The following is a 24506-nucleotide window of genomic DNA, read 5'->3' as shown; positions in this document are numbered from 1 at the left end:
CGTCTCTCCCGCGCGGCGGGGATCGACCGGATGCCGTCGGCGGGACGACGAGGGCCATAATCGTTGATGATCGATTCGGTATATAAAATTTGACCCGCGGGTCCGAGGCTCTCGTTCGGACGGCGGAAGGGAGATGACGACGGTGCCGAGGTCCGCGCGTCGCGGCCGCGGTACCGCCGCACAGGTGGGGCTGGCGACTGCGACCGTGATCCGCTATGGCTCGTTTTGTGGTGACGATAGTGGTGTCTGGTACCGTGACGCAGTGCGGCCCCAAATCACTATCAGTCGAGCCCGTACTTGATACTTTTCGTCTGCGTGTAGTGGTCCAGGGTGTCGACCGACATCTCGCGGCCGATGCCTGACTGCTTGTAGCCGCCGTAGGGGAGGCCGGGCGACATCTCGTGCCAGGTGTTGACCCAGATGTACCCCGCTTCGATGTCCCGGGCCGTGCGGTCGGCCTTCTCGATGTCGTTCGTGATGACGCCGCCGGCGAGGCCGTAGTCGACGTCGTTCGCGAGTTCGATCATCTCGTCGTAGTCCTCCCAGCGGAAGACCTCCAGGACGGGGCCGAAGATCTCCTCCTGGACGGCCTCGTGGTCGTGGTCGAGGCCCTCGACCAGCGTCGGCGCGACGAAGCAGCCGTCTTCGAGCGCCTCGTCGTCGGGCGCGTCGCCGCCCGCGAGGAACTCCGCGCCGCCCTCTTTGGCGCTCTCTAGGTACTCCATCGTCCGCTCGACCTGCTCGCGGGAGACCTTCGGTCCGAGGTCGGTCTCCTCGTCGAGGGGGTCGCCGACGGTCATTCCCTCGGCGGCGCCCTGGAGGCCCTCCAGCACCGCGTCGGCGACGTCCTCGTGGACGAACAGCCGCGAGCCGGCCTCACAGCACTCGCCGGTGTTGGCGAAGATGGCGAAGGCGATGGTCTCGACCGCCTCGTGGGGGTCGGCGTCCTCGTGGACGACGATCGGGCTCTTGCCGCCCAGTTCGAGCGTGACGTCGGTGACGGTGTCGGCGGCGTTCCGCATGATCTGCTTGCCGACCGTCGTCGACCCGGTGAACGCGATCTTGCGGACGTCCTCGTGGGTCGAGATCGGCTCGCCCGCCTCCTCGCCGTAGCCGGTCACGACGTTGACGACGCCGTCGGGCACCACGTCGCCGACGATCTCCATCAGGCGGAGGAGGGACAGCGGCGTCTGCTCGGCCGGCTTGATGACCGAGCAGTTGCCCGCCGCCAGCGCCGGCGCGAGCTTCCAGGACGCCATCGTCAGCGGGAAGTTCCACGGGATGATCTGGCCGACGACGCCGTAGGGCTCTTTGATCACCTGGCCGTGGTAGCCGTCGCCGGACTCGGTCTGGCCGCGGTCGATCTCAATCGCGCCGGCGAAGTAGCGGAACTGCTCGGCGGTCGAGCCCATATCGATCCGGGCCTCCATCAGCGTCTTGCCGTTGTCGAGGGTCTCCAGTTTCGCGAGCTCCTCGGCGTGTTCCTCGACGCGGTCGGCGATCTCCAGGAGGACCGCCTGTCGCTCGCTCTCTGTCGTGTCGGCCCACTCCTCGTCGAAGGCCTCCCAGGCGGCCTCGACGGCGCGGTCGACGTCCTCGGCGCCGCCCCGCGCGACCGACGCGAGTACCTCGCCGGTCGTCGGATCGAGCGTGTCGAACGTCTCGCCGCTCGCGGCCGCCTGCCACTCGCCGCCGATGTACATTTGCGTGTGGTCGGGGACGACCTCCGCGGCGGCCTCGCGGTGCCGAGAGAGAATCGTCTCCTTCGACTGGCTGACGTCGTCGCTGGCGCTAGACATCGGGGGAAGATATCGGTGTTCAAAACTTAATTGTTGTTCGTGAGGAACAAATCGCCGCTTTCGTGACAGCTCGATATCATTCAAAAAATTCATTATGTATCGTTCCGACCGGCCTGATGTTTCATGCCGAACACGTACGACTACGTCGTCGTCGGCGCCGGGTCCGCCGGCTGCGTGCTGGCGAACCGACTCTCGGCCGACGAGGACGCCGACGTACTGCTGCTGGAAGCGGGCGAACCGGACGAGAAAGAGGCGATCCACAACCCCACGATGTTCCCCCACTTGATGAAGTCGGAGGTGGACTGGGACTACTCGACGGTCCCCCAGGAGGGGCTCAACGGCCGCGAGGAGTATTGGCCGCGCGGCAAGACCCTCGGCGGCTCCTCGGCGATCAACGCGATGATGTACGTCCGGGGGAACCCCCACGACTACGACCGGTGGGCCGACCTCGGCAACGACGGCTGGAGCTGGGACGAGATGCTGCCGTACTTCAAGCGGATGGAGGACCACGAGAGCGGCGAGTCAGCCCACCACGGCGAGGGCGGCCCGCTCCGCGTCGAGCAGGAGCACCCCTACGGCGACGTCACGAACGCGCTGATCGACGCCGCCGTCGAGGTCGGCTTCGACCGCAACGAGGACGTCAACGCCGGCCAGCAGGAGGGAATGGGCCCCCTCCCGCTCACCGTCGAGGACGGCGAGCGCCAGAGCACGGCCGTCGCGTACCTCCACCCGGTCTTGGACCGGGAGAACCTCACGGCCCAAACGGGCGCCCGCGTCACCCAGATCGAGTTCGACGGCGACACCGCCGCGGGCGTCACCTACGTCCAGGACGGCTCGTCGTACACCGCCGAGGCCGACGAGGAGGTCATCCTCTCGGCGGGCGCGATCGACTCCGTCCAGCTCCTCCTGCTGTCGGGCGTCGGCCCCGCCGACCACCTCGAAGACCACGGCATCGACGTGAAGCACGACCTCCCGGGTGTCGGCCGCAACCTCCAGGACCACCTCGTCGCCTCCTCGGCGTACGAACTCCAGGGCGACCCCGAGATCGAGCCCGGCGAGGTCCTCTGTCAGGTCACCGGCTTCGAGCGGACCGACTCGGACCTCCCGGCGCCGGACCTCCAGTACTTCCTCGCCCGCGTCTACTTTATGAACCACGGCTTCGACAACCCCGAGGGCGACGGGCTCACGCCGAGCACCACGCTCTTGCACCCCAAGAGCCGCGGCCGGATCTCCCTCGCCTCCGACGACCCGTTCGACGAGCCGGTCATCGATCCGAACTACCTCGCCCACGAGGAGGACCTCGACAAGCTCGTCGAGGGCGTCAAGCGCACCCGGGAGATCGCCCACGCCAGCGCGCTCGACGAGTACCGCGGCGAGGAGGTCTGGCCCGAGGGCGAGGTCGAGAGCGACGAGGACCTCCGCGAGCACGTCCGCGAGACGGTCCAGACGATCTACCACCCGGTCGGGACGTGCAAGATGGGCGACGACGAGATGGCCGTCGTCGACGAGCGCCTGCGCGTCCACGGCCTGAACGACCTCCGGGTCGTCGACGCCTCGATTATGCCCCGGATCACGACGGGCAACACGAACGCGCCGACCATCGCCATCGCCGAGAAGGCCTCCGATATGATCCGCGGGCTCGACTGAGTCCGGCCCCGACCGGCTTCCGCGTCTCTCGGCCACTTCCGGTTCACTCCCCGCCGCTCGTTCTCCGGTCTCCGCTCGAACGTCCCGCTCTGTCGCCGCTTTCCGCTCCCGCCGTCGATCGCCGTCGCCGCACCGAAGGATACTATTTTATCACTCGGGGCTGAACACGCGGTCGAGATGACCATACTCGCCGCCGTCGACGAAAGCGAGCGTTCGAAGCGCGTCATCGAGATCGCCCACAACCTCGCGACGACCTACGACGACTCGCTCGCGGTCCTGCACGTCATCCCGACCGAGGAGTACGACGAGCACCGCCAGTCGATCCGCGACATCCCCGAGTTCCAGGACTTCTCGCTCAACGACGAGGTCGAAAGCGCCGAGCGCTTCGCCAGAAAGCTCGTGTTGGAAACCGTCGAGGACCTCGACACGGAGCGGCTCGACCCCCGCGGCCGCATCGGCGACGCCGCCGAGGAGATCATCACCGAGGCCGGACGCGAGGATCCCCGGTTCCTCGTCATCGGCGGTCGCCGCCGTTCGCCTACCGGCAAGGCCCTCTTCGGCAACACGACCCAGAAGGTCCTCCTGAACGTCGACTGTCCCGTCGTCACCCGGATGGACCAACTGTAGTCCCGCCGGGCCCTATCCTTAACATAAATTTAATAACCTCCCGCGGAGTCGACGAGGTATGTACGATCTAGACGGAGAGACGGCTATCGTCACCGGCGCGGCACAGGGCTTCGGCAAAGCGATCGCGGAACTGCTGGCGGAGGCGGGCGCGAACGTCGTCCTCGCGGATGTCCAGATGGAGAAGGCCGAAGACGTGGCGGCGGGCATCCGCGACGACGGCGGCGAGGCGATGGTCGTCGAGTGCGACGTGACCGACGTCGACCACACCGACGCCCTGGTCGAACAGACCTGCGATCGGTACGGGAGCCTCGAAGTCCTCGTCAACAACGCCGGCGGCGGCGGCGGCGGGACGTTCACCGACCTCTCGCCCGAGGAGTGGCGGCGCGTCGTCTCGCTCAACCTCGACGGGACGTTCAACTGCTCGTACTCCGCGGTCCCGAAGATGCTCGAACACGGCAACGGCCGGATCGTCAACATCTCCTCGATGGCGGGCCGCAACGTCACCCTGAACGGCAACGCCAACTACACGGCCTCGAAGTGGGGCGTCATCGGGCTCTCGAAGCACCTCGCGCGGGACCTCGGCCCCGACGTCAGGGCCAACGCGGTCTGTCCCGGCGGCGGCCCCGACTCGCCGATGGGCCGCGGCATCCAGGCCGAAGACGTCGCCAAGACGGTGCTGTACCTCTCGACGGAGATCTCCTCGTTCGTCACGGGCACGCTCGTCGAGGTCGACGGCGGCGGCCAGCTCACGCCGAGCGCCTCGAACTGAGCGATCTCGAACTGAGCGGCTCCCGAACGGCGTCGCGAGCGCCGCGGTTCTTTGGATCGGTTGCCTCCCAGCGACGGCGCCCTCTCGGACGGTATCACTCCGGTTTGATCACAACAAATTTATTCTCACAGAGCTATCACGAACCACTATGGCGGCCGAACACGGCGGACGACGGATCAAGGCGGTCGACAAGACCTTCGACATCCTGCGGTGCATCGCGGAGCGCGGCGACACGACGGTCTCGGAGATCGCCGACGCCGTCGATCTCGCGCCCGGCACCGTCCACACCCACCTGACGACCCTCAAGCGGCGCGGGTTCGTCCAGCAGGAGGGCGACCGCTACCTGCTGGGGATGGAGTTCATCCCGTTCAGCGAGCGCGTCCGGAATCAGACCTCCCTCTACCGCGCGGGGAAGGACGAGGTGGACAAACTGGCGCACAAGCACGACGCGGTCGCCCACCTCGCGACGGAGTACAACGGCAAGCTGCTGATCCTCCACGAGACCTTCGGCGAGGAGGCGGTCGGCAAGCAGATCCACGTCGAAAAGCGGGACGAGCCGCAGACGCATATGCACTGCACGGCGGCGGGGAAGGCGATTATGGCGCATATGCCGGAAGAGGAGGTCGCGGCGATCATCGACGAGGAGGGCCTGCCGTCCTACACCTCGCATACGATCACCGACGAGGAGACGCTCTACGACGAACTCGAACGGATCCGCGAACAGCGGTACGCCGTCAACAACGAGGAGGTCGTCCACGGCAACAAGGGGATCGGCGCGCCCGTGATCCACGACGACGGCGACGTCGCCGGCGCGATCAGCATCTCCGGGCCGGCCAACAACTGGCGCAGTTCGGCCATCGAAGAGGAACTCATCGAGGCCGTGATCCGCTCGGCCAACAACGCCGAGATCGAGATCTACACCGGCGCGGACCTGTGATCTTTGACCTCATCAAACACTCTAAAATGAACGACCATTTTGAATAACTCGTGTACGCCTGTTATTCCTGAACGCAGGGTCGCGAGGATACGGTTTGTTACCGTCTCACGCACGCGTCGAATTTATCGAATTAAATCTGAGACGTTTCGTGCGAGAAATTGTTGGCGTAATCCGGGTCGAAGGAGGACAGTAGCTAATTTGACCACGTCAAACTCTGATGGTCGTTCCTGAACGTCGGAGATTCAGCGGCGGGACGACCCTGCACGTTCGAGTCGTCTGTGTTACCTATTCCGAAACGTATTAGTTACAGTTTTCGTACACAATAGTACGTGATGTACGACTACATTATCGTCGGCGGCGGCGCAGCCGGCTGTACCCTCGCCCACCGGCTGACCGAGGACCCGTCGGTCGAGGTGCTGCTCCTCGAATCGGGGAACCCAGAAGAGAACCGAACCGCGGTGAAGGACCCCACACGCGTGTGGGATCTCCTGGGTTCGGACATCGACTGGGGCTTCGAGACCGAGCCCCAGCCCGGACTGAACGGCCGCTCGATCGCCTGGCCGCGCGGGAAGGCGCTGGGCGGATCGACCGTGATCAACGGGATGGCCTACGTCCGCGGCCACGCCTACGACTTCGACAACTGGGCCGACCTCGGCAACGACGGCTGGGGATACGACGACCTGCTCCCGTACTTCAAGCGCTCGGAGAACCTCACCGCCGAGGGCGACGCCGAGTACCACGGCACCGACGGCCCGCTCACGGTCTCCCGCGGCGAGGAACCGAACGACCTCGACCAGACGCTCATCGAGGCCGCCGAGGAGGTCGGCTTCGAGCGGAACACGGACTTCAACGGGGAGCGCCAGACCGGCGTCGGCCTCTATCACTCGACGATCGCCGACGGCCACAGACACAGCACCGCCGCGGCGTTCATCAAGCCCATCCTCGACCGCGACAACCTCCACATCGAGACCGGCGCGCACGTCACCGAGCTCACCTTCAGCGGCGACACCGCGACCGGCGTGGTCTACAACAAGGGCTGGACGAGCGACCAGGCCGCCATCGCCGAGGACGGCGAAGTCGTCCTCTCGGCGGGCGCGATCCAGTCGCCCCAGCTCCTGATGCTCTCGGGGATCGGCCCCGCCGACCACCTCGAAGAACACGACATCGACGTCAAGGTCGACCTCCCGGGCGTCGGCCGCAACCTCCAGGACCACCTCCGCGTCGACGTCGCCTTCGAGACCACAGAGGAGGTCGAGTCCGTCACCGACAAGGCCGGTCGCGGCAGCCGCTACGACCGCGTCAGCGTCGGTGCGTTCAAGCGCTCGGACCCCGACCCCCCCGCGCCGGATATGCAGTTCGGGATGGCGCCCGGCCTCTCGCCGCAGAACCCCGGCAGCGGCTACGCCATCACGGTGCTCCCGCTCCGGCCGACCAGCCGGGGGCGGCTCACCCTCACCTCGGACGACCCCTTCGACCACCCGAAGATCGACCCGAACTACCTCTCGACCGAGAAGGACGTCGACGACTTCGTCACCTGCGTCCGCTGGGCGCGGAAGATCGGCGAGGCCGACGCGCTTGCTGACATCCGCGACGAGGAACACCGCCCCGGGCCCGACGCGGAGTCCGACGAGGCGATCGCCGAGTACATCCGGAACCACGCCGTCACGGGCTATCACGCGACCTGCACGGCGAAGATGGGCGACGACGAGATGGCCGTCGTCGACGACGACCTCCGGGTCCACGGCCTGAACTCCCTGCGCGTGATCGACGCCTCCGTGATGCCGCAGATCACGAGCGGGAACACGAACGCGCCGACCATCGCCATCGCCGAGAAGGGCGCCGATCTGCTGAAGGAGGCCCAGTAACGCCTCGACCGTCGCCGACGAGAGACATACCGTTTTCCGGCGTTTCGCGCCGGATTTCGTCCCGTCCGGCAGCGACGCGGCCGGTCGTCGCTGCCGCTTCTGACTCCCTACTCCGTCCGCGGACCATCGCGGTCGAAACCGCAGTCGAGAACCGAGAAAACGAACGCGGTCGCGCTTACCCGTCGCGCTCTTCGATGAGCTTGGTCTTGTACTCCCCGGCGGGCAGGTCGTCGACGTCGACGACAGTGGGGTCGACCCGCGCCTTCAGTTGCGCGCGGACCTCGGTGATGACTTCGTCGACCAGCGCGGCCTCGTCGCGGTCGCTGTCCGGTTCGCGGGCGATCTCGATCGGGATCGGCTCCTCGAAGTTCACCTTGCCCTCCTCGGGGAGGACCACGCGGAGCCGCGGGGCCACGTCCTCGACGTCGGAGATGACGTCGCGGATCGCCGAGGGGAAGACGTTCATCCCCTTGTAGATGAGCATGTCGTCGGCGCGGCCGACGACGCGGATCTTCGGAGCGGTCCGCCCGCAGGAGCACTCGGTGTCGATCACCTTCACGTAGTCGCCCGAGCGGAAGCGGAGCAGCGGCGTCGCCTCGCGGCGCAGGTGGGTGTAGACGAGTTCGCCCTCGGCGCCGGCCTCGAACGGCTTCACCGCCTCGGTCTCGGGGTCGATCAGCTCGGGGTGGACGAACCCCTGCGCGTGGAAGTGCATCCCGTTTTCCTCCTCGCATTCGGCCCACATACTCCCGAGGACGTCGCCGAGGCCCATCGCCTCGCGGACGAGGTCCGCGTTCCAGATGTCGTAGAACTCCGCGCGGATCTCGGGGTTGGCGATGCCCGGCGCGGCGCCGCCGATAACCTTCGTGATGCCGAAGTCGCCGGGCGCGACGCCGACGGCGTCTTCGGCGTTCTCCGAGAGGTAGCGGATGTGGGAGGTGGTCGTCCAGAGGATGTCCGGCTCGACGTCGAGCGCGACGGAGAGCAGGCGCTCCGTGCTCTCGCCGCCGGCGGGCACCACGTTCGCCCCGAGCTTCGTCAGGGTCTCGAAGTACGGCGTCCCGCCGGTGATCATCGTCTGGCCCGCGCCGAAGAGGACGGTGTCCTCCGGCCGGACGCCGACGGTGTAGAACGAGCGCTTCTGGACGGTGTTCCAGTTGCGTCGGTCCTGGGCGGTGAGCCCGAAGTAGGTGGGCTTGCCCGTCGTGCCCGACGAGGAGATCGTCCGGTTGAGCGCGGACTTCGGCGCGGCCTGGTGCTCGCCGAGCGGCTTGGCCGGAACGGTGTCGGTCTGGGAGTCGCGCTCGTCCTGCTTCGTCGTGAACGGCACCTCGCTGAGCGCGTCGAGGGTCGTCAGGTCGTCGGGGTCGACGTCCCACTCGCGGAACCGGCGACGGTAGAAATCGGAGTTCTCCCGGAGGTAGTCGATCTGCTCGGGAAGGATGCGCTCGTGCTCGGCGCGCACCTCCTCCCACGGCCGCGTTTCGATCGGATCGTAGACATCCGCCATACTGGGTTGCGCTTTGAGAACCACATATTTTAACATAACGGATAGCGGGCTCGTTGCCGCCGCCGGGAGCCGACGAACCTCCTCTCTTCGGCCCTCGTGGACCCGCCAACCCAAACTATATGTCGTGGTAGAATGTTACATTGCCTATGGGACTCATCACACCCGGTTCGGACACCGAAGACACCGAACAGCAGCCGCTCGTCCCCCGCGTCGACTCGCTCGACGGCAAGACCATCGGCCTCTACGACAACGGCAAGCCGGCCGCGGAGCCGCTTCTCACGGCCGTCAAGGAGAAACTGGAAGCGCGCTACCCCGACGCCGAGTTCACGTGGTACCACGTCGAGCACCTCAATCAGATCAAGAACGACGACGAGCAGGACGCCGTCAAGGAGTGGGCCGCCGGAGTCGACACCGCGATCGGCGCCATCGGCGACTGCGGCTCCTGTACGAAGTTCCTCGCGTGGGGCGTCGAGCTCATCGAGGACGCCGGCACGCCCGGCGTCGGCCTGATCGACGAGGGCTTCGAGCTCGACTACCAGTCGAACGCGATCGAGCGCGGCCGACCCCTGCGCTACAAGAAGACGCCCGTGCGCTGTGAGACGACCGACCTCGACCGCGTGCGCGAGGAGGTCACAGAAGAGGTCGTCGACGGCATCGTCGACGAGCTCACCCGCGAACTGAACGACAAGGAACGCGCCGACCCGGTGCCGCAGTAAGGCCTTCTCTCCGATTTATGTCCGACAACGAAGCCCCCGAGCAGTCGTTAGACGAGATCAACAAGTCGCTGTACCGCGAGGGGATGACCGACGGGCTCCCCGTCATCCCGCCGACCGACGAGCGCGTCGAGGAGATGCTCCGCGGGATCGACCGCCCCCGCGACGACGTCGTCGGTCGCCTCGGCAACAACGGGAACGCCCTCACCGTGGAGAAGCTCGCCGCCAACGCCGTGATGGCGGGCTGTCTCCCCACGTATATGCCCGTCCTCGAAGCGGGCGTTCGCGCGCTGGCGGATCCCGACTCGAACTCGATCCAGTTCTCCGTATCGACGGCCTCCTGGGCCTACCAGTGGATCGTCAACGGGCCCGTCCGGGAGATGCTCGACATCGAGAGCGGATCGGGCGCGTTCGGCCCGAGCTTCCACGCGAACCAGACGATCGCTCGCGCCCTGGGGATGGCCTACCGCAACACGGCGAAGATCTACCCCGGCGAGAAGGACATGGGCGTGATGGGCAACCCCGGGAAGTTCTATATGCTCGCCGGCGAGAACGAGGAGGCCAGCCCCTGGGAGCCCTACCACGTCACCCACGGCTACGAGGAGGAGGACAGCACCATTTCGCTGGCCGGCCCCAACGGCTGGGTCCAGTGGTTCCCCAGCGAGAACGAGGCCGAACACGTCCTGCGCGGGATGATCCGGAACACGCCCGACTCGATGCGCGCCAGTTCGGGCGAGGATCTGAACGCGACGATCACTCACGCGATCAACCCCTACAACGCCGAGGAGCTGGAAAAAGAAGACCTGAGCAAAGACGAGATCAAGGAGTACCTCGTCGAGAACTCCCATCACACGCTCAACGAGTACAAGCGCTCCTACGACGACGGCGACGGGATCCCGCCGCGGCAGATCAAGCAGTACCAGGACGTCGACGCGGTGAAGATCGCCACCATCGGCGGCCCCGGCCGGGTCAACGCCATCATCGGGACGTCGATCGGCGGCCCGGTCACGAAGAAGATCCGCTTCCCCGACAACTGGGAGTCCCTTCTGGAGGAGTACTCCGGCGACGTCGAGCGGAACTGGGTGCCCACCGAGGGCTTCTACGAGTAATCGGTCGTCGTCGAAATCGTCGAAATCGTCGAAATCGCCGATTCTACCGATTCTTTCCGCGTTCGCGACGGGACTCGGCTACGGACAGACGAGGATCTTCCGCTCGTCGCTGTCGTCGGCCAGGAGCGCCTCGAAGCCGTCGGAAACGACGTCGTCGAGGCCGATCCGCGAGGTGACGTAGCGGTCGGCGTCGAGGTCGCCGCGTTCGAGCTGGCGGATCACCACGCCGTACTCCTCGGTCAGGCGCGGCCCGAGAAGGTGCGAGGTCGACCCGCCGACCGTCCGCTGGTCCTGGACGAGCAGTTGCGGCTCGAACTCGACCGAGTCGCTGAACACGCCGATCACCGTGGTGTGGCCGTCCGCGCGGGTCGATTCCACGGCCTGACGCAGCGTGTTCTCGTGGCCGACGGCCTCGAAGGCGACGTCGACGCCGCGGCCCGTCTCCTCGCGGATCCGCTCGACGGCGTCCTCCTCGCTCGGATCGACGAGGACGTCCGCGCCGAACTCCGCGGCCACCTCGCGGCGCGAGTCCTGGGGCTCGGAGACGTAGATCGGTCCCGCGCCGGCCGCCTTCGCCGAGCGGATCGCGCCGAGGCCGATGGGCCCCGCGCCGACGACGGCGACGCTGTCGCCGATGCCGAGCGGGGACTGGCGGACCGCGTGGAGGCCGACGCTGACCGGCTGGGCGATCGCGGCGTCCTCGGGGGAGACATTTTCGGGGAGAGGGACCGCGTTGTCGGCGCTCTCGACGACCTGCTCGGCGTAGCCGCCGGGGCGGGCCGACGTCGCGTTCAGGTCGCGACAGAGGTTGTACTTGCCCTCCTCGCAGCACCAGCACTCGCCGCAGGGGGTGTGGGGGCCGAGGACGACTTCGGTGCCGACTTCGATGTCGACGCCCTCGCCGGTCTCGGCGATCGTCCCGCCGATCTCGTGGCCGAGCGTCAGCGGGAGGTCCTCGTCGTCGAAGAAGTCGTCGGGGTGCTGGTAGAAGTGCAGGTCCGAGCCGCAGATCCCGCAGGCCGCGACGTCCACGAGGACCTCTCCGGGCCCCGGCGTCGGCGCCTCCACGTCGTCGATACGGATGTCTTCCTCACCGTAGAGTCTGGCTGCTTTCACGGCTGGCAATCCATACCAATTATTATTAAGGGTACTGGTCGGACCGATCGGGTCGCACGCCTTCACGATCGAATCGGCTCGTAGAAACCTTTTTCAACGCCCTGGCAGAATCCCGGTAGTACCCGTGACACACGATCTCATCATCGTCGGGACCGGACCGGCCGGACTGACCGCAGGCGCCTACGCGGGCCGGAGCGGTCTCGACGTCCTGTTCTTCGAGCGCGAGTCCATCGGCGGCGACCTGGTCAACCGCCACGAGGTCCGGTCGTATCCCGGCTTCCCCGACGGCATCTCCGGGACGGAGCTCCGCGGCAAGATGGTCGAGGCCGCGGAGGCGTACGACCCCGAGGTCCAACTGGAGACCGTCGAGCGGATCGAACCGGGCGAGCCGCACGTCCTCCACACCGGGGGCAACGAGTACGAGGCGACCGCCGTCATCCTCGCGCCCGGCGGGACCGAACAGCGCCTCGGCGTCCCCAGCGAGGAGGAGTACGAGGGCCGCGGCGTCTTCCACTGTGCGGCCTGCGACGGCCCGCTGTACCGCGACGAGCGGATCGCGGTCGTCGGCGGCCGGAACCACGCGCTCATCGACGCCGTGTTCCTGACCGAGTACGCCTCGGAGGTGCTTCTCGTCGACTCGAAGCCGGAGCTCGACGGCGACGACACGCTCGTCGACGAGGTGACATCCCACCCCGACATCGAGGTGCGGACCGACACGACCGTCACCGAAGTCGTCGGCGAGGACGGCCTCCTGACCGGCGTCGAGGTCGAGCGCGGCGGCTCGAGCGAGACCGAGAGGCTGGAGCTGGGCGGCCTCAACGTCAACGTCGGCTGCGTCCCGAACACCGGCTTCCTGGAGGGGACCGTCGACCTCGACGACGAGGGGCGAATCGTCGTCGACCACCGGATGGAGTCGAGCGCGCCGGGCATCTACGCCGCCGGCGACGCCCGCCAGGACAGCCCCCTCGAGATCGCCGCCGCGGTCGGCGACGGCACCACGGCGATCACCGCGGCGAAGGAGTACATCGCCCGGCACGGCGAGTGACGGCGGATATCCCCTCCGTTGGGGAGCCATACAGCGTTCTCCCTATACCAAGGATTTATTATTATAGATATAGAACCCCGGCCAAGGGGTCCGAAGATACCACCCCGCTTTCGGCGGTGTACGGGGTGCATCACGCGGGAGATCCTGACGCAGTAAACTCGGTGATACAATGACAGACGACACACCAGACGATGGGAGTCTCGACCGACGAACGTACCTCGCGGCCCTCGCGACCACCGCGGCGACCGGCCTGGCCGGCTGCGGCGGTGGCGGTGGCGGCGGAGGCGGCGGGTCCGGTTCCGGCGGCTCCGACGGCTCGGGATCGGACGGTGGCGGCAGTCAGGAACTCGGCGAGCGGGTGCCGGCGTTCAACGGGGTCGCGCTCGGCGGCGTCGCCGGCGCCTCGGGCATCGAGCAGTCGATGCTGCACGTCCAGACGCAACTGAGCGAGATCCTCGGCGTCCGGATGAACGTCGACGTCAAGGAGCTCACGACCTTCTGGAACGAGGCGTACAACGACGCCCGGACGTTCAATCTCCACGTCGACCTCTCGCCGCCGTTCCCGCGGAACCTCGATCCGAACGGGATGATCGTCCCCTACCACATCCGCAACGCGGGCGCCAACGGCGGCGACAACGTCGCCAACTACGCCGACTGTGAGTTCTCCGAGCTCGTCACCCAGCAGCAGTCCGCGCCGAATCCGGAACAGCGCCGGGAGCTCGTCACTGAGGCCGTCGCGTCCGCATCAGAGGACATCACGCCGATCACGCTGACCACCGTCACGAACGCCAGCGCGTTCCGAACCGACCAACTCGACGGCGCCGAGGTCGGCGAAGCGGGCCCCAACACGCGGAACCCCGAGTGGCTCTGGAACACCTCGCCGCGGGGCGGCGCCGACGGCATCGTCTCCAGTATGACGCCCGGCAATATGCCGAGCGTCGCCTATATGGCCGGTCGCCCGTCGACGCCGTGGAACGGCACGGTCTATCTCCCCCTGGTCATCCGCGACAAGAACTACGAACTGCGCCCGGGGATCGCGACCGACTGGACGGTCGAGGACCAGTACCAGACGTTCACCTTCCAGCTCAACGAAGAGGCGACCTTCCACAACGGCGAGCCCGTCACCGCACAGGACGCCAAGTGGACCCTGGAGTTCCTCGACGAGAACGCCGCGCAGTTCCCGCCCGTCGCGAGCTACCCCTACGAGTCGATCACCGCGGTCGACGAGACGACCCTGGAGGTCACGATGGAGAACTCCCAGCCCGGGTGGCTCCCCGGTTTCGTCCCGGTCTGGAGCGGCGTGCTCCCCCAGGACGTCTGGGTCGACGCGGGCGCCGAGGACAACCCGACGGACCCGGACCTCGACGAGATCGTCGGCTCCGGGCCGTACCAGGTCACCGACTTCCAGCCCCGCCAGCTCCTCGCGATGGAGCCCTACGAGGACCACTTCATCGACGTCCAGGGCAACCTCACCTACCGGGGCTTCCAGGACAACCAGAGCGCCCGCCGGGCCTTCGAGGAGGGCTCGCTCAATCTGATCTTGAACATCTCCAACGAGACCCAAAATCAGGTGAGCGAGGCCCTCGGCGACAACGTCCGCGTCGTGAGCTCGAACTCCTTCGTCTCCTACGAGCTCCGCTCCCAGCACTCCTTCGCGCCGACGATGTTCCCCGAGTTCCGCCACGCCGTCTCCCAGTCGATCAACCGCACGCTGATCGACCAGTTCCTCAACGGCGGCGACGGCGAGCCCGAACTGCACTCCTCGCTCCTGGGCAAGGCGCACCCGTGGCGGCCCGACAGCAACGACCCGCTCACGCGGATCGCGGACTCGCCGACGGCGAACCGCGAGCGTGCGCGGCAGATCCTCAGCGACGCGGGCTGGGGCTGGGACAATCAGGGCCGGCTCCACTACCCGCCGGACAAGGACCTGACGCCGCAGTGGCCCGAGGGCTCCTCGCCGTGTGAGAACCCCGACGACTTCCCCTGCCTGCCCGAGCTCTGCGAGTGAGGGTCCCTCGGGGCGGTTCGGCCCCGTCATCGCCGTCGTCGGATCCGGCCTCACCGTCCGTGGCATACGCCCGCCGTCTCGCATTTTCGCCGCTCGATTTTCCCGTGCTCGCTCGGGACTCGTCCCGTCGGCCCCGTGTTCTATAACGAAAGTTATGAATAGAGTTATGTATCGGACGTTCGAATCCGTGTCTCACAGCGGTTCGTCGGAGCCTCGCGACCGCTCCACAGGCACCAGACAATGTCACTCGCAACCCAGGAACGATACCACCTGTTCATCGACGGCGAAGACGCAGCGCCCGCCGGCGAGGAGTACCGGACGACGATCGACCCCGCGACCGAGAAACCGATCGCGGAGTACGCCGCCGCGACGGCAGAAGACGTCGACCGCGCGGTCGCGGCCGCCCAGCGCGCCCAGGCCGAGTGGGAGACGAAAGACCCCGGTGAGCGCGGCGCGCTCCTCCGGGACGTCGCTGACGCGGTCCGGGAGAACGCCAACCGACTCGCGGAGATCGAGACGCGCGATCAGGGCAAGCCGCTCGGATACGCGAAGCAGTTGATCCAGGGCGCGGCGGCGACGTTCGACTTCTACGCGGGCGCGGCCGACAAGATCCAGGGCGACAGCATCCCGATCGGCGAGGACGGCGTCGACTTCACGATGCGCGAGCCATACGGCGTGAGCGCGCAGATCATCCCCTGGAACACGCCCCTGAACCTCACGGCCCAGGGGATCGCCCCCGCGCTCGCTGCGGGCAACGCGGTCGTCGTCAAGCCCGCGCCCACGACGCCCCTCCCGCCGCTGCACCTCGCGGAGATCTGCACGGAGGCGGGCGTCCCCGACGGGCTGATCAACGTCGTCACCGGCGCGACCGAACCCGGCGCGGCGCTGTCGGGCCACGAGGACGTCGACACCATCTCCTTTACTGGGAGCGTCCCGACCGGCCAGGCCGTGATGGAGTCCGCCGCGAAGAACATCACGCCCGTCACCCTCGAACTCGGCGGGAAGAACCCCGCCGTGGTGATGCCCGATGCCGACCTCGAAGGGGCCGTCACCGCGGTCCAGATCGGCATCTTCAGCAACACCGGCCAGATCTGTGCGGCCGCCGACCGCGCGATCGTCCACGAGGACGTCTACGACGAGTTCGTCGAGATGATCGTCGAGCGCGCCGAGGGGTACGAACTCGGCGCCGGGATGGACGACCCCGATATGGGCCCGCTCAACCACGAGGCCCACCTCGAAGAGGTGATGGACTACATCGAGACCGGTATCGAGGAGGGCGCCACGCTGGAGACGGGCGGCGAAGCCCCCGACCGCGACGGTTACTTCGTCGAGCCGACGGTGTTCTCCGACGTCGACACCGGGATGACGATCGCCCAAGAGGAGATCTTCGGCCCGGTCCTCTGTGTGATCCCCTTCTCCGACCAGGACGAGGCGATCGAGATCGCCAACGATATCGAACTCGGCCTCACGAGCGGCGTCTTCTCCCAGGACCTCGACACGGCGCTGCGGATGACAAAGGAGATCGAGGCCGGCACCGTCTACGTGAATCAGTGGTTCGGCGGCTCGACGGCGACCCCGTTCGGCGGCTACAAGAAGAGCGGGATCGGCCGCGAGATGGGGATGTACGCCTTCGAGTCCCACCTCCAGACGAAGAACGTCTGCATCGACATCTCCTGAGGGGCAGAACAACGCTTATCTCCGCCTTCCGAGTTATGCTGAGTATGCAACCGGACCCCGACGACCTCTACGACAGACTCCGCGCGGAGGGCCTCTTCGCCGAGTCCGACGGCGACCTGATCGTCACCGACGCGTTCGCGGCGGCGCGTGCGGACGCGAGCGATCGCGTCGACTCGCTCGACGACGACGCCCGCGAGGATCTCCTGGCTGACTACGCCAACGAGGAACGCGTGCCGCGCGAGGATCTGGCGTCGAGTCCGGACCTCCTCGCCGACGCCGTGGCGGTCTTCGAGACCACGGAGACGCTGGACCGACCGACGAGCGTCCTCGTCGCCCAGTCGATCCGCCGGAGCGAGGCGGCCGCCGACGAGCCCGTCCCCTCCGGGTTCCTGTCGCTGTCGGCCGAGGAGATCGAGCCGTTTATCGAGCAGCACGCGGCCTCGGTACTGTACTTCTGGCGCGACGACTGCGAGCCCTGCGAGTCGGTCAAGCGGGACTTCGAGACGGTCCTCGACCGGAATCGGATTCCCGAGAGCGTCGGGTTCGCGGCCGTCTACGGTCCCGACTACGTCGACACGCTCCGCGAGGAGTACGAGGTCGGCGCGGCGCCGACGATCCTCTTCTGTGCGGGCGGGGAGATCGACTCGCGGTACGTCGGCACCCCCGGCGTCGACGCGCTCGAAACCGAACTGTCCGTCCTCCTCGACGAGGCCGGCGTGTAGCGTTCCGGAACACCTACACGAACTATTGGCAAGAACTATAAACCACAACTCCATTGGGCTTGGTATGAGCCCTCTTGCCAATATGAAACCCATACGCAGGCTGAGGAATCACTATCTCTTCCGGAATCTCCGATCGTCGCTCCGGCTGTACCTCGAAGACCGGCTGACAGTCGTGTTCCTCCTCGCGTTCCTCTTCGTCCTGTTTCTGGCGGCCGTCGGCCCGCAGCTCGCGCCGTACGACCCGAACAAGATCTTCATCGTCAACGGCGAGATCGCCCAGTTGGAGCCGCCGTCGGCGACGCACCCGCTGGGGACGACCTCCCGCGGCCAGGACGTGCTCTCGCGGCTCCTGATCGGGGCCCGACCGACGATCACGACGGGGCTCTTCGGCGGCGCGATCATCGTCGGCATCGGGACGCTGATCGGCGTGACCGCGGGCTACTACGGCGGTCGCGTCGACGACGTGCTGATGCGCTTTACCGACTTCGCGTTCGGCATCCCGCTGATCCCGACCGCGATCGTGCTGGCGGCGTACTTCGGCGTCGGCTTCTGGAGCACGATCCTCGTGATCGGCGTGTTGCTGTGGCGGAACAACGCCCGCGTCTTTCGGTCGCAGGTCCTCCAGATCAGGGAGCGCGAGCACGTCCAGGCCGCGAAGATGCTCGGCGCGAGCGACCTCTACATCATCACGCGACACATCCTGCCGAACATCGGCGGGATGATCGTCCTCTTCTTCGCGCTCGGCACGGGGCTCACGATCCTGATCAGCGCCTCGCTTGCGTTCCTCGGCTTCGCGAACCTCGAACTGCCGACTTGGGGCCTGATGCTTCGGAACGCCTACCAGTCCGGCTATATGACCGACGCGTGGTGGTGGACCCTCACGACCGGGTTCGCCATCTCGCTGACGGTGCTTTCGATCTTTATGCTGGGACGCGGCTACGAACGAGTCCACGAAACTGACATCTCGGAGTTCGGTGAGTAAGATGACGGACCCACTACTGGAAGTCGACGGCCTCGACGTCACCTACGAGACGAAAAGCGGCGACCTCAAGGCGGTCTCCGACGCGTCGTTCTCGATCGATTCGAACGAGTACTTCGGCCTCGTGGGCGAGAGCGGGTGCGGCAAGAGCACCCTCGCGCACGCGGTGATCAACTCCCTCGATCGCAACGGGCGGATCTCCGCGGGCTCTGTGAAGTACAAGGGTCGGGAGATCCAGGACCTTCCCGACGATCAGTACGACGAGGAGATCCGCTGGGAGGAGATCGCCGTGATCCCCCAGTCCGCGATGAACAGCCTCAACCCCCTCTCGAAGGTCAGCGAGCAGGCCATCGAGGTGGCGCAGGCGCACACCGACTGGTCGGCCCAGACGGCCGTCGACAAGCTCAAGGAGCTGTTCGACGTCGTGGGGCTGCCGGAGTCGCGCGTCCACGACTACCCGCATCAGTTCTCCGGCGGGATGAAACAGCGCGCGATCATCGCCTTCTCGCTCCTGCTCGACCCCTCGCTCATCATCGCCGACGAGCCCACGACCGCGCTGGACGTCATCATGCAGGATCAGTTCCTGAAGTACCTCGACGACCTGCGGGAGATCCGGGACTTCAGCGTTCTCTTCATCACCCACGACATCGCCGTCGTCTTCGAGATGTGCGACTCGATGGCGGTGATGCACGGCGGCCAGATCGCCGAGCAGGGCGAGACGACCGCCATCTTCGACGAGTCCAGACACCCCTACACGATCCTGCTCCAGCGGGCGTTCCCCGACATCCGATTCCCGAACCGGGAGCTGGAAGGCATCGAGGGCGCGCCTCCGTCGCTCGGCGAGGAGGTGGACTTCTGCACCTTCGCGGATCGGTGTCCGTGGGCCGAACCGGAGTGTTACGACGGGGCGCCGCCGGCCGAGCAGATGCCGAAAGACGCCTCCCACGAGGTCTCCTGCATCCGGCGCGACGAGATGGAGTCGCTGGCGTCGGAGTACCTGGACGACCGGACGGAGCCGGCCGAGTCCGCCGAGGCGTCGGGGCCGGATCGATCGGGGACGACGTCCGAGCGGGTCGGTCCGGCCGGCCGCCGCGACGCGGCGTCCCAGTCGGGAGGCGACGGCGACGACCCGGTCGTCGAACTCGAGAACCTCCACAAGCACTTCGACACCAGCGCCAACATCCTGGAAACGCTGCGCGCGAAGTTCGGTGGCGAGGAGCAAGACGCCGTCAGAGCCGTCGACGGCGTCGATCTCAAACTGGAGGAGAACCAGATCCAGGGCGTCATCGGCGAGAGCGGCTGCGGGAAGTCGACGCTCCTGAAGACGGTGATGGGCAAACACGAGCCCACCGACGGCGAGATCTACCTCGACGGCGACCCGGTCTCGGAGTTCAGCAAGGCCGACTGGAAGGAGTTCCGCCGGCGCGTCCAGATCATCTTCCAGGACCCGTTCAACACCCTCAATCCCCACTTCACCGTCCGACAGACGCTGATGGAGCCGCTCCGAATCCACGATATGGAGCGGAGCGAAGAACGGATACTTGACATACTCGAACGAGTGAGACTTACGCCCGCTGAGGACTACATCGACCGGACGGAGTCACAGCTCTCCGGCGGCGAAAAGCAGCGTATCTCGATCGCTCGGGCGCTGATTCTCGAACCGGACGTGATCCTTGCCGACGAGCCGGTGTCGATGTTGGACGTATCGACGCAAGCGTCAATTCTTGATCTACTCAACGATCTGACGAACGAGTTCGGCGTCTCGATGCTGTACATCTCCCACGACCTCTCGACGGTCTCGTACGTGTGCGACCGGGTGAACGTGATGTACCTCGGGCGGATCGTCGAGAGCGCCTCGACGCACGAACTCCTCAACGACCCGAAACACCCCTATACGCAGTCGATGTTGCAGGCGATTCCCGTCCCCGATCCCCACCACGAGCGCGAGTGGGCGGAGCTCCCGGGGACGCCCGGCGACGCCACGGACCTCCCGACGGGCTGTCGGTTCAAGGACCGCTGTCCCGAGCGGATGGATGTCTGCGACCGCAAGCCCGCCTTCGAGGACGTGACGGGCGACGGCCACCACGCCGCCTGTCACCTCCACACCGACGAGGGCGAGGAGGCGTCCCAGGGCGCCGATACGCCGACGGTCCTCAGCGACGGAGGTGACTCGCGGTGAGCCAACTCTACTACTACCTGCGGCGGATCGCCGTCTCGATCGTCCTGATCTTCGCGATCGCGACGTTCCTGTTCGTCGCGTTCCGTCTGATGCCCGGCGACTACGCGACCCTGCTGTTACAGCAGGGCGCCTCCCCGGAGCAGGTCGAGAAGATCCGGGCGGCCTGGGGGCTCGACGAGCCGCTCTACGTGCAGTACTTCAACTGGATGTCGAATATGCTGACGGGCAACGCCGGGACGTCCCGGCAGTTCGGCACGCCCGTCGTCGACGTCGTCGGCACCGCCGTCCGCAACTCGATGATCCTGGCGCTGCCGGGGGTCATCGTCGCGTTCATCGTCGGGTCGCTGTACGGCGCGCTGATGGGCAACAACCCCGACTCGCGGCTCGAACGCTACGGGATCATCCCGCCCAACATCTTCGGGACCACGCCGGACTTCTTCGTCGCGATCCTGCTCGTGTACGTGTTCTCCTCGGCGCTCGGGTGGTTCCCCTCGGGGAGTATGGTCTCGATCGACGTCCAGACGCAGGTCTCCGGCTGGGGGATCTTCCTGACCCAGAGCTTCTGGTACCACTACGCGCTGCCGTTCCTGACGGTCGTGATCAAGTACATGTACTACCCGGCGATGGTGATGCGCGGCAGCGTCGTCGAGGTGCGGAACCAGGAGTTCGCCACCTACCAGCGGCTGCTCGGCCTCGGAAAGTGGCGCCGCTTCAGACACATTATGAAGCACGCGTCGCTGCCGGTCATCACCGTCTTCCCCTCCGTTTCGGCGCGCGCGATCAGCGGGCTGGTTCTCATCGAGATCGTCTTCAACTGGCCCGGGGTCGGCCAGCTACTCTTCAACTCCGTGATCGCCCGCGACACCCCGGTCATTCAGTTCATCTTCCTCCTGGTGGCGATCTGGATCGTCCTCGGGAACTTCCTCGTCGACATCTTCTACACGCTCATCGATCCCCGGATCACGATCGAGGGCCAGTAGCCTGCCCGTCCGGGACAATTTCTCCCGTGATAAGGGATTTTCCTCACGCTTCTGTTCCAGTATAAACAAAACAATTATGTACTTCTGATAGCCCATACTTTATGATGACACTTAGCAACCGTCGATCGTTCCTCAAAGCGGGCGCAGCGCTCGGCACCGTTGGCGTATCCGGTCTCGCGGGTTGTTCCGGCGTCACCGGCGGCGGCACGCCGTCGCTCACGCTGGCGTTCACCGTCCCGGTCGAAAACATCGCGTCGCTGTTTGCGATCCCGGAGATCCAAGACCAGCTCTCGAACCTGGGCTCGGAGTACGAACTGACCGTCCAGCGCGACCAGAGCACGCCGGACTCGCTGAACTCGATGGCGGCCGGAAACGTCGATATGGCGCTGCTGTCGACGGTGAGTTACGCCTCCGCCGTCCGCCAGGAGGCCGTGCCGGGTAACATCTCGATGATCGCGACCGACTTCTGGGACGCCCACCCCGACTGGTACGGGATCACGATCTTCTCCGGCCCGGACTCCGACATCCAGGAGCCCGAGGATATGGAGGGCGCTAACATCGGCATCAACGCCACCGGCACGGGCGTCCACGCGCTGGTCGTCAAGAAGATGCAGCAGGTCGGCCTCGACCCCGAGAACGACGCCGAGATCGTCGAGCTGCCGTTCCCGACGTTCGTCTCCGCGATCAACGACGGCCGGATCGACTGCGGCGTCTTCCCGGCCATCTTCGCCGTCTCGGCGCGCGGTGAGGGCTTCACCAAGGTCTACGACAGCCAGGGGACCTGGGAGCAGCCCTACCCGTTCGCGTACACGGTCGCCTCGAACGACTCCCTCGACCAGAAGGGCGACGCCATCAGCTCCTGGGGCGAGGACTTCCGCGAGATGGTCAACTACGCCTACGACAACCGCGACGAGGTCGTCTCGCTGGCCGCGGAGTACTTCGAGCTTCCCGAGCCGCTCGTGGACGGCTTCTTCCTGACCAACAACGACTACTACCGGCAGGACCTCACGATCGACTTCGACAGCCTCCAGTACACGATGGACGAGCTCGTGAACCTCGGCTTCGTCGAGGAGGGCTTCGACGTGACGCAGTACGCGACCAACGAGTACATCCCCGAGAACTGATCGGCGACGGGTCGATCGGTTCGCTTCGTTCTCGATTTTTTCGCCCGTCTAATCGCGCCTAGTCACCGCTGTCGACGTAGACGATGCCGTCGTCGACGACGACGTCGTAGGTGGGGACGCGGATGCGGTCGTCGCCGATGTGGATGCCCGTCTCTAACTCGAAGGACCAGCCGTGCCAGGGGCAGGAGATGATGTCCGTGTCGCTGTACTGTTGGTCGACGCGCTTGCCCGTGCCTTTGAATTCCCCAACTAACTCCTTCTGAACGTTGCCCTTGCAGACGGGGCCGCCGTCGTGGGGGCACTGATTGCGGATCGCGTAGAACTCGCCCTCTGCCCGGATTACACCGACTTCCGCGCGGCCGACCTGGACGATCTCGGCGTCGCCGTCCTCGAACTCCGAGGCGGGCCCGACCTCGACCAGATTCTCCGCGTCGCTCATATCTCGAACACCTCCAGGGCGTTGCCGCCCAGAATCGCTCGACGTTCGTCGTCGTCGAGCATCGGGAGTTCGTTGATGATCGAGGGGCTGTCGAAGTCCCAGTGGGGGTAATCGGAGGCATAGAGCAGGCGATCGGTGCCGATCATATCGAAGCACAGTTCCAAGAGATCGTTGCGCGCGGAGACTTCTAGTGGCTGAGTCCCGAAGTAGAAATCAGTGATGTACTCGCTGGGACGCGTATCCAAGAGTGGGGCTTCTTCGGGGCGTTTGAGATATTCTTCGTCCAGCCGGCTCACCAGACCGGGAATATACGTAACGCCGGATTCCATAAAGACGATGTCGAGGTCGGGGTACTTCTCGGGGACGCCCTGGCAGGCGACGCTGACGATTTGGGACATATTCGATTCGAGGAAGCCGAGCGTGTGGGTCTCGATCATTTCCTGGTAGCCGGCGCGGACGTACTCGTCGAGACCTGATCCGCCCGTGTGATAGACGACGGGGAAGTCCATCTCCTCGCAGCGCTCGTAGATCGGGTCGTACTTCCGATTGCCGAGCGGGGGGCTCGCGCCCGCGGTGACGAAGCACGCGCCGACGTAGGCTTCCTCGTCCTCGACGCGCTCTAAGATGTCGAGGGAGGCTTCGACGTCGCCGTAGGGCATCGGGGCGAGGCCGTAGACGCCCTCGTCGGGGTCCAGGACCTCTTCGAGCATGTACTCGATGTAGCCTTTGGTGAACGCTTGGACGCGCTCGTCGTCGGCGGTGACCCCGCCCATCGCGAGGATGAGATGCGAGATCTGCAGGGAGACGTCGATGTCGAGGAAGTCCATTCCCTCGGTGACGCGCTCGGGGTCCTCGGGCTCTTCGGGGTAGTTCGAGTGTTCTCGGAGGACTTTCCCGTAGTTCTGCCGATCCCCCGTCGACGTCGGGAAGAACGAACTCAGCGCCTGGGTGACGCCGCTGTCCTCCCAGAAGCTGTTCTTGTACTTGGTGTGCCAGGGCTCGGGCATATACTCGGCGACCTCCTTGAACGAGTCCTGGTAGTGCCAGTCGCAGTCGACGACCGTCTCCGCTTCGGCGTCGATCATCGCGCTGTCACCCCGCCTGTGGCGGCGATACGCCCGTTCTCCCGGATCGGTTGGGTCGGGACCATCGTTCCAATCGTTAATTTATGTTTATTTAAATTTTGCCGCCGGGACGATCGAGTTGGAAATCTATCATAGACGAAGGTGCGATATACTTATTGTGCGGCCTGCGGTTGACC

20 protein-coding genes are annotated in these 24506 nt (G+C 66.0%); 15 read left to right on the top strand and 5 right to left on the bottom strand.

Features of this window, described 5'->3' with window-relative positions; genetic code table 11:
• Window positions 1-281: 281 nt before the first annotated feature.
• Entirely contained in the window at window positions 282-1799 is a 1518-nt protein-coding gene (locus tag OS889_RS11685) for an aldehyde dehydrogenase family protein (protein ID WP_372390012.1), read from the bottom strand.
• Window positions 1800-1922: 123 nt separating this feature from the next.
• Between OS889_RS11685 and OS889_RS11680 the strand changes: the two genes are divergently transcribed.
• The 5 genes from OS889_RS11680 to OS889_RS11660 all read left to right on the top strand — a co-directional run bounded on the left by OS889_RS11680 (window position 1923) and on the right by OS889_RS11660 (window position 7644).
• Entirely contained in the window at window positions 1923-3446 is a 1524-nt protein-coding gene (locus tag OS889_RS11680) for a GMC family oxidoreductase (protein ID WP_372390011.1), read from the top strand.
• A gap of 177 nt (window positions 3447-3623) precedes the next feature.
• A complete protein-coding gene (locus OS889_RS11675; RefSeq protein ID WP_372390010.1) occupies window positions 3624-4073 on the top strand; it encodes a universal stress protein in 450 nt (149 codons plus the stop codon).
• A gap of 58 nt (window positions 4074-4131) precedes the next feature.
• Entirely contained in the window at window positions 4132-4842 is a 711-nt protein-coding gene (locus tag OS889_RS11670) for an SDR family NAD(P)-dependent oxidoreductase (RefSeq protein WP_372390008.1), read from the top strand.
• Between the two features lie 148 nt (window positions 4843-4990).
• Window positions 4991-5779, top strand: coding sequence for an IclR family transcriptional regulator (locus tag OS889_RS11665; protein WP_372390007.1), 789 nt, complete (start codon window positions 4991-4993; stop codon window positions 5777-5779).
• A 332-nt stretch (window positions 5780-6111) separates the two neighbouring features.
• Complete coding sequence (locus OS889_RS11660) at window positions 6112-7644, top strand: GMC family oxidoreductase (RefSeq protein WP_372390006.1); 1533 nt, start codon at window positions 6112-6114, stop codon at window positions 7642-7644.
• Between the two features lie 175 nt (window positions 7645-7819).
• Here the strand turns inward: OS889_RS11660 and OS889_RS11655 are convergent, their stop codons facing one another.
• Entirely contained in the window at window positions 7820-9154 is a 1335-nt protein-coding gene (locus OS889_RS11655) for a phenylacetate--CoA ligase family protein (RefSeq protein ID WP_372390005.1), read from the bottom strand.
• Between the two features lie 146 nt (window positions 9155-9300).
• Here OS889_RS11655 and OS889_RS11650 point away from each other — a divergent pair, with 146 nt between their 5' ends.
• Together OS889_RS11650 and OS889_RS11645 are read left to right on the top strand one after the other, a co-directional pair.
• Complete coding sequence (locus OS889_RS11650; protein WP_372390003.1) at window positions 9301-9870, top strand: UGSC family (seleno)protein; 570 nt, start codon at window positions 9301-9303, stop codon at window positions 9868-9870.
• A 17-nt stretch (window positions 9871-9887) separates the two neighbouring features.
• Window positions 9888-10976 carry a hypothetical protein gene (locus tag OS889_RS11645; RefSeq protein ID WP_372390002.1) on the top strand — a complete coding sequence of 363 codons (1089 nt, stop codon included), beginning with the start codon at window positions 9888-9890 and terminating at the stop codon, window positions 10974-10976.
• 78 nt (window positions 10977-11054) lie between these two features.
• Here the strand turns inward: OS889_RS11645 and OS889_RS11640 are convergent, their stop codons facing one another.
• Window positions 11055-12092, bottom strand: a complete 1038-nt coding sequence (locus OS889_RS11640; RefSeq protein WP_372390001.1) for a zinc-binding dehydrogenase — start codon at window positions 12090-12092, stop codon at window positions 11055-11057.
• A 124-nt stretch (window positions 12093-12216) separates the two neighbouring features.
• Here OS889_RS11640 and OS889_RS11635 point away from each other — a divergent pair, with 124 nt between their 5' ends.
• From OS889_RS11635 to OS889_RS11600, 8 genes are all read left to right on the top strand, one after another.
• Window positions 12217-13137 (top strand): NAD(P)/FAD-dependent oxidoreductase, encoded by a 921-nt coding sequence (locus OS889_RS11635; RefSeq protein WP_372389999.1) that lies wholly within the window; start codon window positions 12217-12219, stop codon window positions 13135-13137.
• Between the two features lie 169 nt (window positions 13138-13306).
• Window positions 13307-15145 carry an ABC transporter substrate-binding protein gene (locus tag OS889_RS11630; protein WP_372389998.1) on the top strand — a complete coding sequence of 613 codons (1839 nt, stop codon included), beginning with the start codon at window positions 13307-13309 and terminating at the stop codon, window positions 15143-15145.
• 240 nt (window positions 15146-15385) lie between these two features.
• Window positions 15386-16822 (top strand): aldehyde dehydrogenase family protein, encoded by a 1437-nt coding sequence (locus OS889_RS11625; RefSeq protein WP_372389996.1) that lies wholly within the window; start codon window positions 15386-15388, stop codon window positions 16820-16822.
• Between the two features lie 44 nt (window positions 16823-16866).
• Window positions 16867-17544: a thioredoxin family protein gene (locus OS889_RS11620; RefSeq protein ID WP_372389995.1), complete on the top strand. Its 678-nt coding sequence runs from the start codon at window positions 16867-16869 to the stop codon at window positions 17542-17544.
• 64 nt (window positions 17545-17608) lie between these two features.
• Window positions 17609-18526 (top strand): ABC transporter permease, encoded by a 918-nt coding sequence (locus tag OS889_RS11615; protein WP_372389994.1) that lies wholly within the window; start codon window positions 17609-17611, stop codon window positions 18524-18526.
• Between the two features lies 1 nt (window position 18527).
• Window positions 18528-20702, top strand: coding sequence for an ABC transporter ATP-binding protein (locus OS889_RS11610; protein ID WP_372389993.1), 2175 nt, complete (start codon window positions 18528-18530; stop codon window positions 20700-20702).
• Entirely contained in the window at window positions 20699-21682 is a 984-nt protein-coding gene (locus tag OS889_RS11605; protein ID WP_372389991.1) for an ABC transporter permease, read from the top strand. The genes OS889_RS11610 and OS889_RS11605 overlap by 4 nt, the downstream gene beginning before the upstream one ends.
• 104 nt (window positions 21683-21786) lie before the next feature.
• Window positions 21787-22806: an ABC transporter substrate-binding protein gene (locus OS889_RS11600; protein ID WP_372389990.1), complete on the top strand. Its 1020-nt coding sequence runs from the start codon at window positions 21787-21789 to the stop codon at window positions 22804-22806.
• A gap of 58 nt (window positions 22807-22864) precedes the next feature.
• On the opposite strand, the gene OS889_RS11595 is transcribed toward OS889_RS11600, so the two are convergent.
• Both OS889_RS11595 and OS889_RS11590 read right to left on the bottom strand, forming a co-directional pair.
• Complete coding sequence (locus OS889_RS11595; RefSeq protein WP_372389988.1) at window positions 22865-23245, bottom strand: Rieske (2Fe-2S) protein; 381 nt, start codon at window positions 23243-23245, stop codon at window positions 22865-22867.
• Entirely contained in the window at window positions 23242-24330 is a 1089-nt protein-coding gene (locus OS889_RS11590) for an amidohydrolase family protein (RefSeq protein WP_372389987.1), read from the bottom strand. The genes OS889_RS11595 and OS889_RS11590 overlap by 4 nt, the downstream gene beginning before the upstream one ends.
• Window positions 24331-24506: the final 176 nt, after the last annotated feature.

Source organism: Halobellus sp. MBLA0158, assembly GCF_041477585.1.
Taxonomy (GTDB): Archaea; Halobacteriota; Halobacteria; order Halobacteriales; family Haloferacaceae; genus Haloquadratum; species Haloquadratum rubicundus.
Note: the sequence above shows the minus strand (reverse complement) of the source record. Positions and strands in the feature narration are given on the sequence as shown.

What these genes read in the sequence shown, in the direction of transcription:
- OS889_RS11685 (WP_372390012.1), bottom strand. Translation starts at nt 1,799, where the DNA reads ATGTCTAGCGCCAGCGACGACGTCAGCCAGTCGAAGGAGACGATTCTC.
- OS889_RS11680 (WP_372390011.1), top strand. Translation starts at nt 1,923, where the DNA reads ATGCCGAACACGTACGACTACGTCGTCGTCGGCGCCGGGTCCGCCGGC.
- OS889_RS11675 (WP_372390010.1), top strand. Translation starts at nt 3,624, where the DNA reads ATGACCATACTCGCCGCCGTCGACGAAAGCGAGCGTTCGAAGCGCGTC.
- OS889_RS11670 (WP_372390008.1), top strand. Translation starts at nt 4,132, where the DNA reads ATGTACGATCTAGACGGAGAGACGGCTATCGTCACCGGCGCGGCACAG.
- OS889_RS11665 (WP_372390007.1), top strand. Translation starts at nt 4,991, where the DNA reads ATGGCGGCCGAACACGGCGGACGACGGATCAAGGCGGTCGACAAGACC.
- OS889_RS11660 (WP_372390006.1), top strand. Translation starts at nt 6,112, where the DNA reads ATGTACGACTACATTATCGTCGGCGGCGGCGCAGCCGGCTGTACCCTC.
- OS889_RS11655 (WP_372390005.1), bottom strand. Translation starts at nt 9,154, where the DNA reads ATGGCGGATGTCTACGATCCGATCGAAACGCGGCCGTGGGAGGAGGTG.
- OS889_RS11650 (WP_372390003.1), top strand. Translation starts at nt 9,301, where the DNA reads ATGGGACTCATCACACCCGGTTCGGACACCGAAGACACCGAACAGCAG.
- OS889_RS11645 (WP_372390002.1), top strand. Translation starts at nt 9,888, where the DNA reads ATGTCCGACAACGAAGCCCCCGAGCAGTCGTTAGACGAGATCAACAAG.
- OS889_RS11630 (WP_372389998.1), top strand. Translation starts at nt 13,307, where the DNA reads ATGACAGACGACACACCAGACGATGGGAGTCTCGACCGACGAACGTAC.
- OS889_RS11625 (WP_372389996.1), top strand. Translation starts at nt 15,386, where the DNA reads ATGTCACTCGCAACCCAGGAACGATACCACCTGTTCATCGACGGCGAA.
- OS889_RS11620 (WP_372389995.1), top strand. Translation starts at nt 16,867, where the DNA reads ATGCAACCGGACCCCGACGACCTCTACGACAGACTCCGCGCGGAGGGC.
- OS889_RS11615 (WP_372389994.1), top strand. Translation starts at nt 17,609, where the DNA reads ATGAGCCCTCTTGCCAATATGAAACCCATACGCAGGCTGAGGAATCAC.
- OS889_RS11610 (WP_372389993.1), top strand. Translation starts at nt 18,528, where the DNA reads ATGACGGACCCACTACTGGAAGTCGACGGCCTCGACGTCACCTACGAG.
- OS889_RS11600 (WP_372389990.1), top strand. Translation starts at nt 21,787, where the DNA reads ATGACACTTAGCAACCGTCGATCGTTCCTCAAAGCGGGCGCAGCGCTC.
- OS889_RS11595 (WP_372389988.1), bottom strand. Translation starts at nt 23,245, where the DNA reads ATGAGCGACGCGGAGAATCTGGTCGAGGTCGGGCCCGCCTCGGAGTTC.
- OS889_RS11590 (WP_372389987.1), bottom strand. Translation starts at nt 24,330, where the DNA reads ATGATCGACGCCGAAGCGGAGACGGTCGTCGACTGCGACTGGCACTAC.